Annotated in this window: 14 protein-coding genes; 11 read left to right on the top strand and 3 right to left on the bottom strand. The window is 64.1% G+C overall.

Going from position 1 to position 14,416, the window contains the following annotated elements; all coding sequences use genetic code 11:
• Window positions 1-91 precede the first annotated feature (91 nt).
• From ACH49N_RS10480 to ACH49N_RS10435, 10 genes are all read left to right on the top strand, one after another.
• Window positions 92-1,414 carry a glutamate ligase domain-containing protein gene (locus tag ACH49N_RS10480; protein ID WP_358272592.1) on the top strand — a complete coding sequence of 441 codons (1,323 nt, stop codon included), beginning with the start codon at window positions 92-94 and terminating at the stop codon, window positions 1,412-1,414.
• On the top strand, window positions 1,411-2,634 hold the full coding sequence (gene pabB / locus ACH49N_RS10475) for an aminodeoxychorismate synthase component I (protein WP_358272594.1): 1,224 nt from the start codon (window positions 1,411-1,413) through the stop codon (window positions 2,632-2,634). Before ACH49N_RS10480 ends, pabB begins: the two co-directional genes overlap by 4 nt.
• A gap of 102 nt (window positions 2,635-2,736) precedes the next feature.
• The gene (locus tag ACH49N_RS10470; RefSeq protein WP_358272595.1) at window positions 2,737-4,092 is read left to right on the top strand and encodes a hypothetical protein; all 1,356 of its coding nucleotides are present in this window, start codon (window positions 2,737-2,739) and stop codon (window positions 4,090-4,092) included.
• A 34-nt stretch (window positions 4,093-4,126) separates the two neighbouring features.
• Window positions 4,127-5,011, top strand: a complete 885-nt coding sequence (locus ACH49N_RS10465) for a methylenetetrahydrofolate reductase (protein WP_358272596.1) — start codon at window positions 4,127-4,129, stop codon at window positions 5,009-5,011.
• Window positions 5,008-5,880, top strand: a complete 873-nt coding sequence (gene purU / locus ACH49N_RS10460; protein ID WP_358272597.1) for a formyltetrahydrofolate deformylase — start codon at window positions 5,008-5,010, stop codon at window positions 5,878-5,880. Before ACH49N_RS10465 ends, purU begins: the two co-directional genes overlap by 4 nt.
• Before the next feature lie 9 nt (window positions 5,881-5,889).
• Window positions 5,890-6,735, top strand: a complete 846-nt coding sequence (locus ACH49N_RS10455) for a tetrahydrofolate dehydrogenase/cyclohydrolase catalytic domain-containing protein (RefSeq protein WP_358272599.1) — start codon at window positions 5,890-5,892, stop codon at window positions 6,733-6,735.
• Window positions 6,736-6,744: 9 nt separating this feature from the next.
• Window positions 6,745-7,089, top strand: coding sequence for a protocatechuate 3,4-dioxygenase (locus tag ACH49N_RS10450; protein WP_061696852.1), 345 nt, complete (start codon window positions 6,745-6,747; stop codon window positions 7,087-7,089).
• Between the two features lies 1 nt (window position 7,090).
• Window positions 7,091-7,948 (top strand): class III extradiol dioxygenase subunit beta, encoded by an 858-nt coding sequence (locus ACH49N_RS10445; RefSeq protein WP_358272671.1) that lies wholly within the window; start codon window positions 7,091-7,093, stop codon window positions 7,946-7,948.
• A complete protein-coding gene (locus ACH49N_RS10440; RefSeq protein WP_358272601.1) occupies window positions 7,945-8,649 on the top strand; it encodes an alpha/beta fold hydrolase in 705 nt (234 codons plus the stop codon). The genes ACH49N_RS10445 and ACH49N_RS10440 overlap by 4 nt, the downstream gene beginning before the upstream one ends.
• Window positions 8,650-8,667: 18 nt before the next feature.
• Entirely contained in the window at window positions 8,668-8,946 is a 279-nt protein-coding gene (locus ACH49N_RS10435; RefSeq protein WP_358272602.1) for a muconolactone Delta-isomerase family protein, read from the top strand.
• Window positions 8,947-9,048: 102 nt separating this feature from the next.
• On the opposite strand, the gene ACH49N_RS10430 is transcribed toward ACH49N_RS10435, so the two are convergent.
• The 3 genes from ACH49N_RS10430 to folP all read right to left on the bottom strand — a co-directional run bounded on the left by ACH49N_RS10430 (window position 9,049) and on the right by folP (window position 12,429).
• Window positions 9,049-9,687: a response regulator transcription factor gene (locus ACH49N_RS10430; RefSeq protein WP_358272603.1), complete on the bottom strand. Its 639-nt coding sequence runs from the start codon at window positions 9,685-9,687 to the stop codon at window positions 9,049-9,051.
• A gap of 29 nt (window positions 9,688-9,716) precedes the next feature.
• Window positions 9,717-11,342 (bottom strand): ATP-binding protein, encoded by a 1,626-nt coding sequence (locus ACH49N_RS10425; protein WP_358272605.1) that lies wholly within the window; start codon window positions 11,340-11,342, stop codon window positions 9,717-9,719.
• A gap of 232 nt (window positions 11,343-11,574) precedes the next feature.
• Window positions 11,575-12,429 (bottom strand): dihydropteroate synthase, encoded by an 855-nt coding sequence (folP, locus tag ACH49N_RS10420; RefSeq protein WP_358272606.1) that lies wholly within the window; start codon window positions 12,427-12,429, stop codon window positions 11,575-11,577.
• Between the two features lie 573 nt (window positions 12,430-13,002).
• Here folP and ACH49N_RS10415 point away from each other — a divergent pair.
• Entirely contained in the window at window positions 13,003-14,406 is a 1,404-nt protein-coding gene (locus ACH49N_RS10415; RefSeq protein ID WP_358272608.1) for an NAD(P)H-quinone dehydrogenase, read from the top strand.
• Window positions 14,407-14,416 lie beyond the last annotated feature (10 nt).

Here is a 14,416-nt window from a genome sequence, read left to right as displayed (position 1 = left end):
CATTTGACTCCTCGGTCATCTGCCGATCAGCACGATGAGAGCCGACATCGGACCGTTTCCCCTGCTCCGCCTAGGCCATAGCGTCGATTGAATGAAAACTGAGGAAGACCGGCGTGGAGCGGCGACCTCGCTCGGTGTGGAACGCTATTTCATGACGGGTATATCCTCGACGGCCGCCCGATCTCCCGCCACAGCGACGGGTCAGCGACGCACGGAACAGCTTCTCACTCTGATGGGCTCTCCACAGAATGATCTGCGGGTCGTGCACGTTGCGGGCACCGCGGGGAAGGGCTCGGTGTCGACCTTCATTGCATCGATTCTTCGTGCACAAGGTTTCCGGGTCGGTACCTACCTGTCGCCACACGTGCATTCAGTTTTCGAGCGATTCCAGATCGACGCCCGGCCCGCACCGGAAGAGCACCTCGCTGCTGCTCTGCGCATCGTGCGCGATGGTGAGCGCCGACTCGACCCGACGCAGTTTGGACGCGTCACCATGTTCGAGGCCGCGACAGCGACCTCGTTTCAGCTGTTCCGCGACCAGAAAGTCGACTACGCGGTCATCGAAACTGGTATCGGTGGACTGCACGACGCCACGAACACCGTCTCGCGAAGCGACAAACTCGCCGTATTGACGACCATCGGTCTCGACCACACCGAGGTTCTCGGACCGACGGTCATCGAAATCGCGAGGCAGAAAGCGGGCATTTTCCCCGCGGGCGGTGCGGCCATCGCACTGCGCGGGGGAGCGAGCGTAGACAAGGTCATCCGGGCCGAGGGGCGACGGCGCCAGTGCGCCGTCGACCACCTCGCTCCAGCACACGCGGCCGACCTTCTGCCCGCGGGCGTCGTCCTCGGCCTGCCCGGTCGCCACCAACGGGTCAACGCCGGACTGGCACTGCGTGCGGTACGGCACCTGGCGGATCGGGACGGATGGTCGCTCCGTCTCGGCCGCAGCACGGCCGGTCTTGCCGGCGCCCGGTTGCCCGGCCGATTCGAACGACGCCGATGGCATGGTCGCCATGTCGTCCTCGACGGCGCCCACAATGAGATCAAGCTCGCGGCCCTTGCCTGCGCGGTCCGCGACGAGTGGCCCGATCGCGCACCGATCTGGGTGCTGACGTTCAAACCGGACAAGAACGTCGACGACGCCATGAAGGCAATCGCCCCATCCGCGGGGAGAATATTCGCGACGCAATTCGACAGCGACGGAACGAATCAGGGTCGAGGACACGCCCTCGCCGCCAGCGAGGTCGCCGCGGCGGCCCAACGGGCCGCGATCGATGCAGTGGAGACGTACCCCAGCATCGGCGACGCACTCCGAGCGGCGATCGAGCTCTCCGACTCCGAGGTTCCGGTGATCGTCACGGGGTCATTCTTCGCCGTCGCCGACGCGGGAAAGGTGATGACGACATGAAGGTGCCGACTGCCTGGGCGAGATTCGACGACTTACGTGCCGGAACCGCCTGCCGGTTCCCGGAAATCGCCTATGACCTCGTCGCAACCCGGCCCGAACATGTCGTGGATGTGCTGGCAGAGGTCGACGAGGCCACCCGCAGAGGCTGGTGGGCATTCGGGTTCGTCAGTTACGAGGCGGCAGCAGGGCTCGACCCGTCGCTGGCCGTGCACGACACCGTCGACGGCCTACCCCTGGCGTGGTTCGGGATCGCACGGAAGCCCGAACGGGTACCACTCGTGCGCCCGACCGCGAACCCCAGCTATCAGGTTGGGACGTGGCGCTACGAATGGGCTGCCGACGAGCATCGCGACAAGGTCGAAGCGGTCCGCCGGCACATTGCGGCGGGGGAGACCTACCAGACCAATCTCACCACCCGCCTCACCGCCGACGTCGCCGGAGACCTGCCACAGCTGTACGCGGACATGGCATGCGCCCAGGGCGGCGCGTATAACGCCTACCTCGATACCGGCCAGTTCGCGATCGCCAGCGCAAGTCCCGAATTGTTCTTCGAGATCACCGACGACCAGCTTCTCATGCGTCCAATGAAAGGCACTGCAAAGCGCGGACATTCGGCCTTCGAAGACCGAGAGATCGTCGCGCGCCTACAAGCGAGCGAGAAAGAACGCGCCGAAAACATCATGATCGTCGACCTCGTCCGCAATGATGTCGCGCAACTCGCGGTCACCGGAGGCGTGTCCGTCACCGCGCTGTGCCGCGCCGAACAGTACGAGACCGTTCACCAACTCACCTCTGATGTCACCGCCCGACTGCGTCCCGATCTCGATCTCGCCGAGATTTTTCGCGCACTGTTCCCCTGCGGCTCGGTCACCGGTGCCCCCAAGCACCGAACGATGGAAATCATTCGTGACCTCGAACCGACACCAAGGGGTGTCTATTGTGGTGCCATCGGCGTCGTCGCCCCGGTCGGCGTACCGGTCCGAGCCCGATTCAATGTAGCCATCCGCACGCTCGTCCTGGACACGGATCGCGGCAGCGCCGTCTACGGGACCGGCGGTGGTATCACCTGGGACTCACAACCCGCGGCCGAGTACGCCGAGCTGCGAGCGAAGGCGGCAGTGCTCACCACGCGTCGCCAGTCCCCGTTGGGGAGGCAGGTTGCCCGGTCGCGTCCGTCATTTGTCGCAGTCAAGTCTGCCTCGATGCCCGACGAAAAGTGATGTGCGCTTCGGCTCTACTGAATACAGGCGGAAATTCCAGAGACCGTCTCTCACACAGCGAAGGTCGGGACACGGGTCCGGCCGCAGGAGGTATTTCAGGTCATGGGTGTTGAAAGTCTCGAGTCTGCGATCCAGCGCGTCGGGTCTCCGGTCGAGTTGCTGCGCAACTCGACTTACCGGCCGATGACGTTTCCTGTCGCACCGGAGTTCACGAACTGGCGTTCCGAGCAGCAGTCCTGGCGCTCGTCATGTGCGCTGCTCGATCAGTCGCACCACATGACAGACCTCTACATCAGCGGAAAGGATGCACTGCGGCTGCTGAGCGACTTCGGTGTCAACACGTTCAAGAACTTCACCGCGGGTAAGGCCAAACAGTACGTGGCGGTGAACCAGGACGGATACTTCATCGGCGACGCCATCCTGTTCGCCCTCGAAGACGACCTGTTCGACGTCGTCGGCCACAAGACGGTCATCAACTGGCTCCAGTACAACGCCGAGAAGGGCGACTACGACGTCACCCTCGAACGGGACGAGAACTCCTACGACCGGCCCTCCGGTCCGCCGAAGCTCTACCGCTACGAACTGCAGGGCCCGACTGCGAAGTCGATTGTGGAAAAGTTGACCGGGGAGCCGCTCCCCGACATCAAGTTCTTCAACATGACCGAATTCACCATCGCCGGTCACCGTGTACGGGCGCTGCGCCACGGCATGGCAGGCCAGCCGGGCTTCGAGCTGTTCGGACCGTGGGCCGAGGGTGAGGACGTCCTGGCAGCGATCCTCGAGGTCGGCAAGGAATTCGATCTGGTCCGGGCCGGTGCCAAGGCCTATTCGACTGCGAACCTCGAGTCGGGCTGGATCCCGACCGCCGTTCCGGCGATCTTCGGCCCCGAAATGGCCGACTACCGCGAATGGCTCGGTGCCGACGTACTCGGATCGCTCGGCGGCAGCATGGACTCTGCCGAGATCACCGACTACTACGTCACCCCCTACGACATCGGATACGGCCGAACCGTCAAGTTCGATCACGACTTCCTCGGCCGTGAGGCACTCGAGGAGATCGCCGAGAATGCGAAACGGACGAAGGTGACGCTGGTCTGGAACTCCGAGGACGTCGCCGCCGCGATGCGCACACTGTTCGAGGCGGGGACCCCGGCCAAGTACCTCGAACTGCCCAAGTCCCGTTACGCCTTCTTCCAGGTCGACAAGGTCGTTCGCAACGGGCAGCAGGTCGGGATGTCACTGGACCTCGGCTACATCGTCAACGAGCAGGAGTTCGTGTCGCTGGCAACGGTGGACAAGGCACTCGCTGAGCCCGGCACCAAGGTTTCCGTGGTCTGGGGTGAACAGCCCGTGTCCGCCAAGCCTGCCGTCGAGCGTCACCGTCAGGTCGAGATTCGTGCCACGGTTGCCCCCGCACCGTACGTCTACGAGGTCCGCGACAACTACCGCAAGTCCTGATCTTCCCCACTCGCACCCAGGGAACGAGGAACCAATGACGAACCTGAGCAACGAAACCGGCGTCCGCCACCGGAGCACCAATGCGGCGGACCTCGTACGCAACATGAGCTACGAGGTGATGCCATTCAAGAACACCGAGCAGGACGTGGTCGATTACGTTCCCAAAACGGTTCCACTCACTGTGACGGTGACCGAGGCCAAGGGAATCGACACCACCTTGAACCTCACCGAGCAACTGATCGGCCACGGCTACCAGGCTTCTCCGCATCTGCCGGCCCGGCAGTTCGTCGACGACACGCATGTCACAGACACCATCGCCCGTCTCAGTGAGATCGGAGTGAAGTCGGTGTTCGTCATCGGCGGTGACGCACCGAACCCGGCAGGCAAGTTCGTCGACGCGTTCGGACTCCTCCGGGCGATGGAAGAAGCCGGCCACCCCTTCCAAGAAGTGGGCATCGGAGGCTATCCGGAGGGCCACGGCGCGATCGAACAAGAACTCATCGATCTTGCCCTGCAACAAAAGGCACCGCTCGCGACCCGTGTGCTCACACAGATTTGCTTCGACGCGGCCACCACCAGCACGTGGGCTGCCGGCGTCGCCTCCTCCGGGGTGGACCTTCCCATCTACGTCGGCATGCCGGGACCGGTCAGCCGCCAGAAGCTGATGCGAATCTCGGCCGGCATCGGACTGGGGCAGTCGGCCCGGTTCCTGCAGAAGCAGCAAAGCATGCTGTGGCGATTCCTTCTACCCGGCGGCTACAACCCCACTCGCCTGCTCAAGCAACTCGGCAGCGCCGTACCGAAGACCAGCAACAACGTCGCCGGCCTGCATATCTTCACTTTCAACGAACTCCGCAAGACCGAAATCTGGCGGCAGAAGCTCCTCACCGCCATCGTGGAAAAGGATGCTCGGTCATGACCGACAACATCTTCGCCGAAGACTACGGCCGCCTGATCGTGCAGGGCGCCGACCAGCCTGGCATCGTGTCCCGTGTGTCCACCGTGCTTGCTGAGCACGGCGCCAATGTCGTCGCACTCGACCAGAGCACCAGCGACCCGTCGGGCGGACAGTTCTTCCAGCGCACGGTATTCCATCTGCCGGAGCTTTCGGTCAAGCGTGAGGCACTCGCCGACGTCCTCGACAAGAACCTCGTCGACGACCTGGGCCTGTCCTACCGGCTGGTGGAGGCCAAGCGGCAGAAGCGAGTCGCGATCCTCGTTTCCAAGTCCGATCACTGCATGCTCGATCTGCTGTGGCGTCAGCGCCGCGGCGAGCTGCGCATGACGGTTCCGATGGTCATCTCCAATCATCCTGATCTCGGGGATGACGTCCGCCAGTTCGGTATTCCCTTCTTCCACGTGCCGGTCGAGAAGAACAACAAGGCCGCGGCGGAGAAGGAACACCTCAATCTACTGAAGGGCAACGTCGATCTGGTCGTCCTCGCCCGCTATATGCAGATCCTTTCCGGCGACTTCCTCGAAGAGGTCGGCGCGCCCGTCATCAACATCCACCACTCGTTCCTGCCCGCCTTCATGGGTGCCGGACCGTATCAACGGGCGAAGGACCGTGGTGTGAAGCTGATCGGCGCCACCGCGCACTACGTCACCGAGGACCTGGATGAAGGGCCCATCATCGAGCAGGACGTCATCCGGGTCTCGCACCGCGAATCCACCCGTGAATTCCAGCGGCGAGGCGCGGACGTCGAGCGCTCGGTGCTGTCGAAGGCTGTGTCCTGGCATTGTGATGACCGGGTCATCCGCGACGGCAACACGACCGTTGTGTTCTAGGGAGTACCAGTGACCGCAAAAATTCTGGATGGACGTCACGTATCGTCGACGATCCTCGATCGTGTGCAGAAAGAGGTCGAGCAGTTCGTTTCCGAACACGGACGTGTCCCGGTCCTGGCGACCGTACTCGTCGGTGACGATCCCGCATCCCATACGTACGTCCGTATGAAGGCCAATCGGTGCGCAAAGGTGGGAATGGAGTCGCGGCGCATCGAACTCGACGCGACGATCACCACCGAAGAACTTGTCGAGCACATCCGGGGACTGTCCGAGGACCGGGTGGTAGATGGAATACTGCTGCAGCACCCGGTGCCGGATCACATCGACGAGCGCGCAGCGTTCGAGGCCATCGCCCCGTCCAAGGACGTCGACGGCGTAACCCGCACGTCATTCGCGACGATGGCGTTCGACGAGGGTGGATTCGAATCCGCGACCCCGGGCGGGATCATGGCGCTCCTCGATGCCTACGACATCCCGTTGGCCGGCAAGCATGCCGTCGTGGTCGGGCGCAGCCCCATCCTGGGCAAGCCGGTAGGCATGCTGCTACTCGCGCGTGATGCGACGGTGACGTACTGCCATTCACGGACCTCGGGGCTCGCCGACCACGTCGCGCGGGCCGACGTCCTGGTCGCCGCCGTCGGCCGGCCGGAACTCATTCGCGGCGAATGGCTCAAGCCGGGTGCGGTCGTGGTCGACGCCGGTTACGCCGACGACAAGGGTGACGTCGAATACGACAGCGCAGCAGCACGAGCCGCGTACATCACCCCTGTCCCGGGAGGTGTCGGACCGATGACCATCGCCACCCTGCTGTCGCAAACGATCCGCGCCGCACGCGAACACGAATCGACCTCGTGAGGAGGCGACATGAGTAAGGCACAGGACAACTACATCCTCGATCTGACCCAGAACCGCCGGGGCTACGCTCTCAACCGCATGTGCGGATCGTTCAAGGACGCCGAGAACCGCGACCGCTTCACCGCAGACGAGGCCGCCTACTGCGACGCGTATGGACTGTCCCCGCAACAGAAACAGGCGGTGCTCGATCGCGACTGGATCGGCATGTCGGATCTCGGTGCATCCATCTTCTACATCTTCAAGCTGGCGATGATGGACAAGAAATCGATGCAATACCTCGGCGGTGTCTTCACAGGGATGACCGCTGACGAGTTCGCGGCGGAACTGAGTGCAGGAGGACGGAGCTTTGGCTGAGGTGATCTGGGGTCTGGCGACCTCCCATGTGCCGTCGATCGGGGCGGCGATGGACAACCACAAGACCGAGGAACCGTACTGGAAGCCGCTCTTCGATGGATACGCACCGGCTCGTTCGTGGATGGCCGAGCACCGGCCCGACGTCGCGGTGATCATCTACAACGACCACGCGAACTCGATCGACCTCGATCTCATTCCGACCTTCGGTGTCGGCACCGCCGAGTCGTACCCGGTCGCCGACGAAGGCTGGGGACACCGTCCGGTTCCCCCGGTGATCGGTGACCCGGAGCTCAGCGAGCATCTCGTCCGGGAATTGATGGACGACTCGTTCGACATCGCCACGTTCAATCAGCTCGACGTCGACCACGGTTTGACGGTGCCGCTGTCGGTGTACTGCCCGGACCCGGGCCAGGCATGGCCCTGCGCCGTGGTCCCGGTGGTGGTCAACGTGATCCAGTACCCACAACCGACGGCGGCTCGCTGTTACGCCCTCGGACAGGCACTGGGACGGGCGATTCGTTCGTTCCCGCAAGAGCGCAAGGTCGCAGTCTTCGGAACAGGCGGAATGTCGCACCAGCTGGCTGGTGCGCGTGCGGGTTTGATCAATGCAGAGTTCGACCGAATGTTCCTCGACGCCATCGAGACCGATCCGGAGAGGCTCGCCGCTCTCACCCGGGAAGACTATGTCCGGGAGGCGGGTACCGAAGGCATCGAACTGATCATGTGGCTGGTCATGCGCGGCGCGTTGAGCAGCCAGATCAAGCGGATCCACGAGACCTATCACGTCCCGGCCTCGAACACCGCGGCGGCGCTCGCCCTGTTCGAAGACCTCGGTGCGAAGAATGCGGTGACCGCATGAGCACGTTCGTTCTCTTGCACGGCGCCTGGCACGGGGGCTGGGTCTGGCAGCGGGTCGCGCCGCTGCTGTGCGCGGCCGGCCACGAGGTGCACACACCGACATTGACCGGTGTCAGTGACCGGGCGCATCTGCTGAATCCGTCGATAGGGCTGGGCACCCACATCCAGGACGTGGTGAGCTTGATCGAGGCCTACGACGCTCAGGACGTCGTGGTCGTGGGGCACAGCTACGCGGGACAGGTGGTCACCGGGGTCGCCGACCGCATCCCGGATCGGCTTTCTCAACGCATCTACCTCGACGCCTTCGTCGGCTCGGATGGGGACGCTGCGATCGATCTGCAACCCTCCACAATCGCCGGTCATTATCGGGAATCGGTGCGGGACAATGGTTTCGGATGGCTGATCCCGGTTCGCTCGCTGAAGGCGCTCGGTGTGTCGGAGCAAGCCGACGTCGACTGGCTCAGCGCTCGGCTGACCCCCCATCCGTGGCTGACCTACACCGAACCGCTGCGGCTGACCGGTGCCGCGGATCGTGTGCCGGCCGCGTTCATCGAGTGCACGGACTGGATGCGGGTGTTCCAGGACCACGCCGAGCGGGCCGCGGCGCGTGGATGGCCGGTCCACACCATCGCGACCGGACACGAAGCCATGGTCACCGAGCCCAAAAAGTTGGCGGACCTACTGCTGACTGTCTCCGCCTGAAAGTGTATGGAGGACAACATGGAGTTTCTCGTTCGTACCGAGAACCTGATGCCGGCGGACACTCCGGACGAGACCCGCGAGCGCCTGCGCGCCGGAGAACGTGAACGTGCGATGCAATTGCGCGAGGCAGGGATGCTCAAGCGGTTGTGGCGGGTACCTGGCCGCAACGCCACCGTCGGGTTGTACGAGGCAGGCGACCCAGCCGAACTCCACGACGCGCTGGCGTCGCTGCCGATGTGGAAGTGGATGGATGTGACGGTGGAAGCACTTGCCACCCACCCGCAGGAACGCCAGTAGTCCCACCCTTTCCATGCATTGCCGAGCAACTAGTTCGCCCCCGGTGCACCCGCACCGGGGGCGAACTCGTGCGCAGATCGGATCACCCTGTGTCGCAGGGTGTCAGCCTTGCGGGGGTGCAAGGCCTTCGCGCACCGCGACCAGCGCGGCCTGGGTGCGTGAGGTCAGTTGGAGCTTGCGCAGCACGTTACTGACGTGAGTTCGGGCGGTTCGCTCGCTGATGACGAGTTCACTGGCGATGGCCTTGTTGGACTTGCCGGTGGCGATCAGGCTGAGCACGGTTCGTTCCCGATCGGTGAGTGCACTGATACCGGTGGGCGGTGCGACGATCTCCTGCGTCAATCGGCGCGCTACCACCGGATCGAGGAACACGTCGTTGCGGGCGGCGGCCTGAATCGCCCCTGCGACCTCGTGCGGTCCGGCGCTTTTGAGGAGGAAACCGGAGGCCCCGTTGGCCAGCGCGGTGTGCACGCGCTCCATCTCACCGAAACTGGTGAGGATGACAACCTTCACCGCGGGGTACGCGCTGGTGATTCGTGATGTCGTGGCGGCACCGTCCAGGCGGGGCATGAGCAGGTCGAGGAGAACGACATCGGGCAGTTCCTTGTGGGCTGCCATGGTGTCGAGTTTGTCGAGTGCGTCCTGACCATCACTCGCCTCGTCGACGACCTCCATGTCGTCGAGAACGTCGAGGTATGCGCGGATACCTCGACGCACGACCGCATGATCGTCGACGATCATGACCTTGATTCTGCGGCCAGCTGTCCCGGTCACGATGCTCGGCCTCTCGTGTCGGTCGGTGTCCATGTGCCTGTGATTTCCACGGAGGCGCCGGCTCGCGGGAGTCCGGCGGTCAGAGGGACCGACACCTGCACGATGGTCCCGGATCGCTTGCGTGGCTTCACCGCTACTGTTCCACCCCATCGTTCGGCCCTTTCCTTCATCGTTTGTAGCCCGTATCCAGTCGAATGCCCGGGCACCTCGTCCTCGCGCGGTGAGGTCAAGCCCCGGCCGTCGTCCGAGACACTGGCGCGTAGCCGCTGGTCTCGGACACCGATCCGGATCTCCACCTTGCCCGCCTCGGCGTGCTTGACCACGTTGTGTATCGCCTCGGCGACGATCCTGTACACGTCCTCCGCCATCTCACCCTCGATTCCGTCGAGCCCCTGACCCATGAAGAGTCGAAACCGCAGACCCGTCCGATTCGTGGTGCTGTCGACCAGGGCGCGCACCGCCTCTTCGAGCCCGCCCACCTGTGTGGTCGACAGCGGTCGCAGTTCGTGCACCATTGCCTGCAGGTCCGCGAGGACGGTGCGTGAAAGCAGTCCTACCTCGTCGGCAATACGTTGGACGGCGTCGGCCGGCAGCGAACTGCTGCGCTGAGCAAGCACCTCCATCGACTTGGCCTGCATGGAGATGGAAAAAACCTGCTGCACGATGGAATCGTGCAGGTCGCGCGCGAGGCGTTGGCGTTCTTGGCGACGGACGACGTCTCGTTCGCGATGCATCAGCGCGGCGTAATCGATGGCGACCGCCGCCTGCTCCGCCATTGCGCTCAAGAACTCGAGGGTTCGAGTGCTGACGACCTGGCCCGGCGCGAAGAAGGCATTGAGTACCCCCGCGGCCCGGCCGCGGATGATCAGGGGAACGCTCGCGAACGAGTCCCAGCGCAGTTCGCCGAGATACTCACGGAGCGGTTCCCATGCAGGGTCGGTCCGAATGGTCTCCCAGCGGTGTGCGACCACCTTCGGTTCGCTGTCGGTCAACGCATCGAGCATCAGCAGCGAGGCACCGCGCTCCCGGCATTCGAGGAGACGGTCGAAGAAGTCCGGCCAATGCTGGAACCCGGCCGAGCCCATGATGCGTAGACCCTGGCCGCTCTCGTCAACGGTCAAAATCTGCACTCCTGCCAACGCGTCGGTCTGCAGGACTTCGTGTGCGAGCGCGTCGAGTGTCGCCGGAAGTGATCCCTGCGAAGCCAGCTTCGCCGCACTACGGGCGACGGCGATAATTCGACGTTGCCGCCGGCGTTCCTCGGTGACGTCCCGAAAGGTGACGACGGCGAGGCGGGGATCCCCAGGCGCCTGCTGCACCCGATACGCGAACTCCCGTTGGGGGCCCCCGTCGAGAGCCCACGGCGTAACCTGCTCACTTTGACCGTCGTCGAACAGACCCACCGGCTCGGGGGCGATCTCGGGGTTGAACAAGAACGGCGACAGGGTGCCGATCAGGGCCGTCTCGGTCTTCCCGAACAACCGTGCCCCGGCACGATTGATGCGGACGAAACGCCCCTCCGAATCGACGACCGCAAGACCGTCCGGCGCCGCCTCCGGCAGACCGGCCCAGGCGAAGGGCAGCAGCGCCGTCGATCCGTCGCTTTCAGACGCGCCGACCATGGCGGACCTCCTCAGCGTCGGCTGTGACGGCGGGCATCACACAGCGGTAGGAACAAAGTTGCACCCCAAGAATGCATGGCCGGCCAGTCGAATGCACCCCTTGGTCGAGGCATTCTCGGTGTCGGCAGCCGATATACGTCAAAGGACGTAGGCATGCATGGTCGGATCGGCCGCTACCTGCAGGTTTTCTGTCGCGCCGACCGCCCAACCGAGCATCCATGGCCACTGCGCGCTACGCCCGAGTTGCACCCCAGACGGCCTCCAACATCGCGATCGTGTCGAGTGTCTGAGGTACGTCGTGGACCCGGATCACATCGACCCCCGCCGACCATGCCGGTGCGATGAGTGCCAGCGACCCCGGAAGGCGCCCGCCAACGTCACGCCCGGTCACCTTTCCGATGAACGATTTCCGGCTGACTCCCAGCAGCACCGGCACACCGAGCGCGCACATCGACGGCAACCGACGCAGTAATTCCACGTTGTCCTCGAGTGATTTCCCGAAGCCGATACCGGGATCGATCCACATCTCCCCAACCCCCTCGACGCGGGCCGCCGCAGCGATGCCGGTCAGGTGCGTGGACACCTCGGTGAAGACATCGTCATAGACCGGGTGCCCATCGACCGACACCGGGACGGTGTGCGAGTGCATCCCCACGTAGCCACACCCCAGTCGGCCGGCGACGTCGTGCAGAGTGCCGGAAACGTCGTTGACGATCGATGCGCCCAGCCGGACCGCCTCCTCCGCCACCACGTCGTGTCGGGTGTCGACGGAGACCCGGCCTCTCCTGGCGAGAGCTGCAACGATCGGCGCGATGCGCTCGAGCTCGGCGTCCGGCGAGACCGCGACCGCACCGGGGCGTGTTGATTCACCGCCGATATCAACAGCCCACGCCCCTGCTTCGAAGATCGCCTCACCCGCGGCGATCGCTTCCTCAGTCGCGGCATAGCGGCTGCCGGCCCAGAACGAATCCGGGGTGACATTGAGGATGCCCATCACTTTCAAGGGCTCTGTGCCGGGCCGGGTCGTGCTCGGTTCACTGCGGAGGTGGGATCCGTAACGTGATGGTGAGAAGTCGATTGTCATCATGGCCCCCGCCGCTGCCCTGCGCTCGACTCCATGCATGTTGAGTCGCGACGCACCACAACGGAATTCAATGTCGGTGTGTTTGAGATGTCGGTGTGTTTGAGATGTCGGCGACCGAATCCAGCGGGATCAAACGATTCGTCTCCGGATAGTAGGCTGCAGCACAGCCTTTCGCGGTGGGAGCGAAAGCACGCTCGATGGAGATCCGACCGCTGCCATTTCCGCCGCATGGTCGTGGACGTGCCCTACCCGCAGCTGGGACTCATCGATGTCGATATTCGACGATGCGCCACTCATCCTGTGTTGCCTCCGAGCTGACGATCCATGTCCTCGCTCCTCATCGATTCATCCGCACTGGATTCAGCGTAGGAATACGGTGCGGCTGAGGACACTGTTCTATGACCGAGCCGTATCGGCTATCGTCCACACCCCGCACTCATATAAATGACGTAATCGTCGGTTGTGGGCGAAAACTGACCTCCGGAGCGACGTATATTCGGATCGAAAATGGCCCGGTCGGGCAGAGCGATCTATCGGCAGCTGTGACCCGGCTGGTCCGGCAGTAATGGAGGACGAATGACCAAAATCGTGATCATCGGTGGCGGGCCTGCCGGGTACGAGGCAGCACTCGTGGCCGCACAGCACGGCGCCTCCGTAACACTGGTCGATTCGGATGGGGTGGGCGGCGCATGTGTTCTGTACGACTGCGTGCCGTCGAAGACCTTCATCGCCTCCACCGGAGTGCGCACCGATATGCGGCGCGCCACCGACCTGGGTATTGCTTTCGATCCCGAGCAGGCCACGGTGGCCTTGCCACAAATCCATGCACGGGTGAAGAGCCTGGCGCATGCGCAGTCCGCCGACATCCGCACCCGACTGCAGGTGGTGGGTGTCGTACTGCTTTCGGGCACTGCCGAACTTATCGATCCGCGCCTCGGCATGGCGTCGCATCAGGTGTGTGTCACCCTCGCGAACGGCGAGAAGACGACCCTCGACGCGGATGTCGTCCTCGTCGCCACCGGCGCGAGCCCGCGGACGATTCCCGGGGCGGAGCCGGACGGCGAGCGCATCCTGACGTGGCGCGAGCTCTACAACCTCGACGAGCTGCCCACGCACCTCGTCGTCGTCGGTTCCGGTGTGACGGGTGCCGAGTTCGTTTCGGCCTACACAGAAATGGGGGTCGAGGTCACCCTGGTGTCGAGCCGCGACCGCGTCCTGCCCGGTGAGGACGCGGACGCCGCCCTCGTTCTCGAGGACGTTCTCACCGGACGTGGCGTCACCCTGGTCAAGAACGCCAGGGCTGATGCTGTGAAGCGCACCGACGACGGCATCACGGTGCTCCTTGCCGACGGCCGGACGGTCGAGGGTAGCCACGACTTGATGACCGTCGGTTCGGTACCCAACACGCAGGGTCTAGGGCTGGAGAAGGTGGGCATCAAGGTCGACAAGGGTGGCTACGTGCGGGTCGATCGTGTGTCGCGCACGCCGGTGTCCGGAATATACGCTGCAGGTGACTGCACAGGATTACTGCCCTTGGCCTCGGTCGCCGCCATGCAGGGTCGCATCGCGATGTACCACGCACTCGGTGTGGGCGTGAGCCCCATCAAGCTGAAGACTGTGGCTTCGGCGGTATTCACCAATCCCGAGATCGCCACCGTAGGCGTCAGCCAGGCGGCGATCGAGACTGGCCGGGTTGCCGCCCGCACCGTGATGCTGCCCCTCGACACGAACCCGCGCGCAAAGATGTCCGGGCTGCGGCGCGGTTTCGTGAAGATCTTCTGCCGGCCCGCGACCGGCGCGGTCATCGGTGGGGTGGTTGTCGGATCGACCGCATCAGAGCTGATACTGCCCATCGCGATCGCCGTGCGAAACAACCTCACCGTCAACGACCTCGCCGCGACGTTCTTGGTGTACCCGTCACTGACGGGTTCGATCACCGAGGCGGCGCGCCGCTTGATTCGGGAGGACGACCTCAGCTGAGTCGCGAAAG

It is taken from the genome of Rhodococcus sp. NPDC019647, assembly GCF_044389235.1.
In the GTDB taxonomy this organism is placed as follows: Bacteria; Actinomycetota; Actinomycetes; order Mycobacteriales; family Mycobacteriaceae; genus Rhodococcus_F; species Rhodococcus_F oxybenzonivorans.
This window is presented reverse-complemented; position numbering and strand designations above follow the sequence as displayed.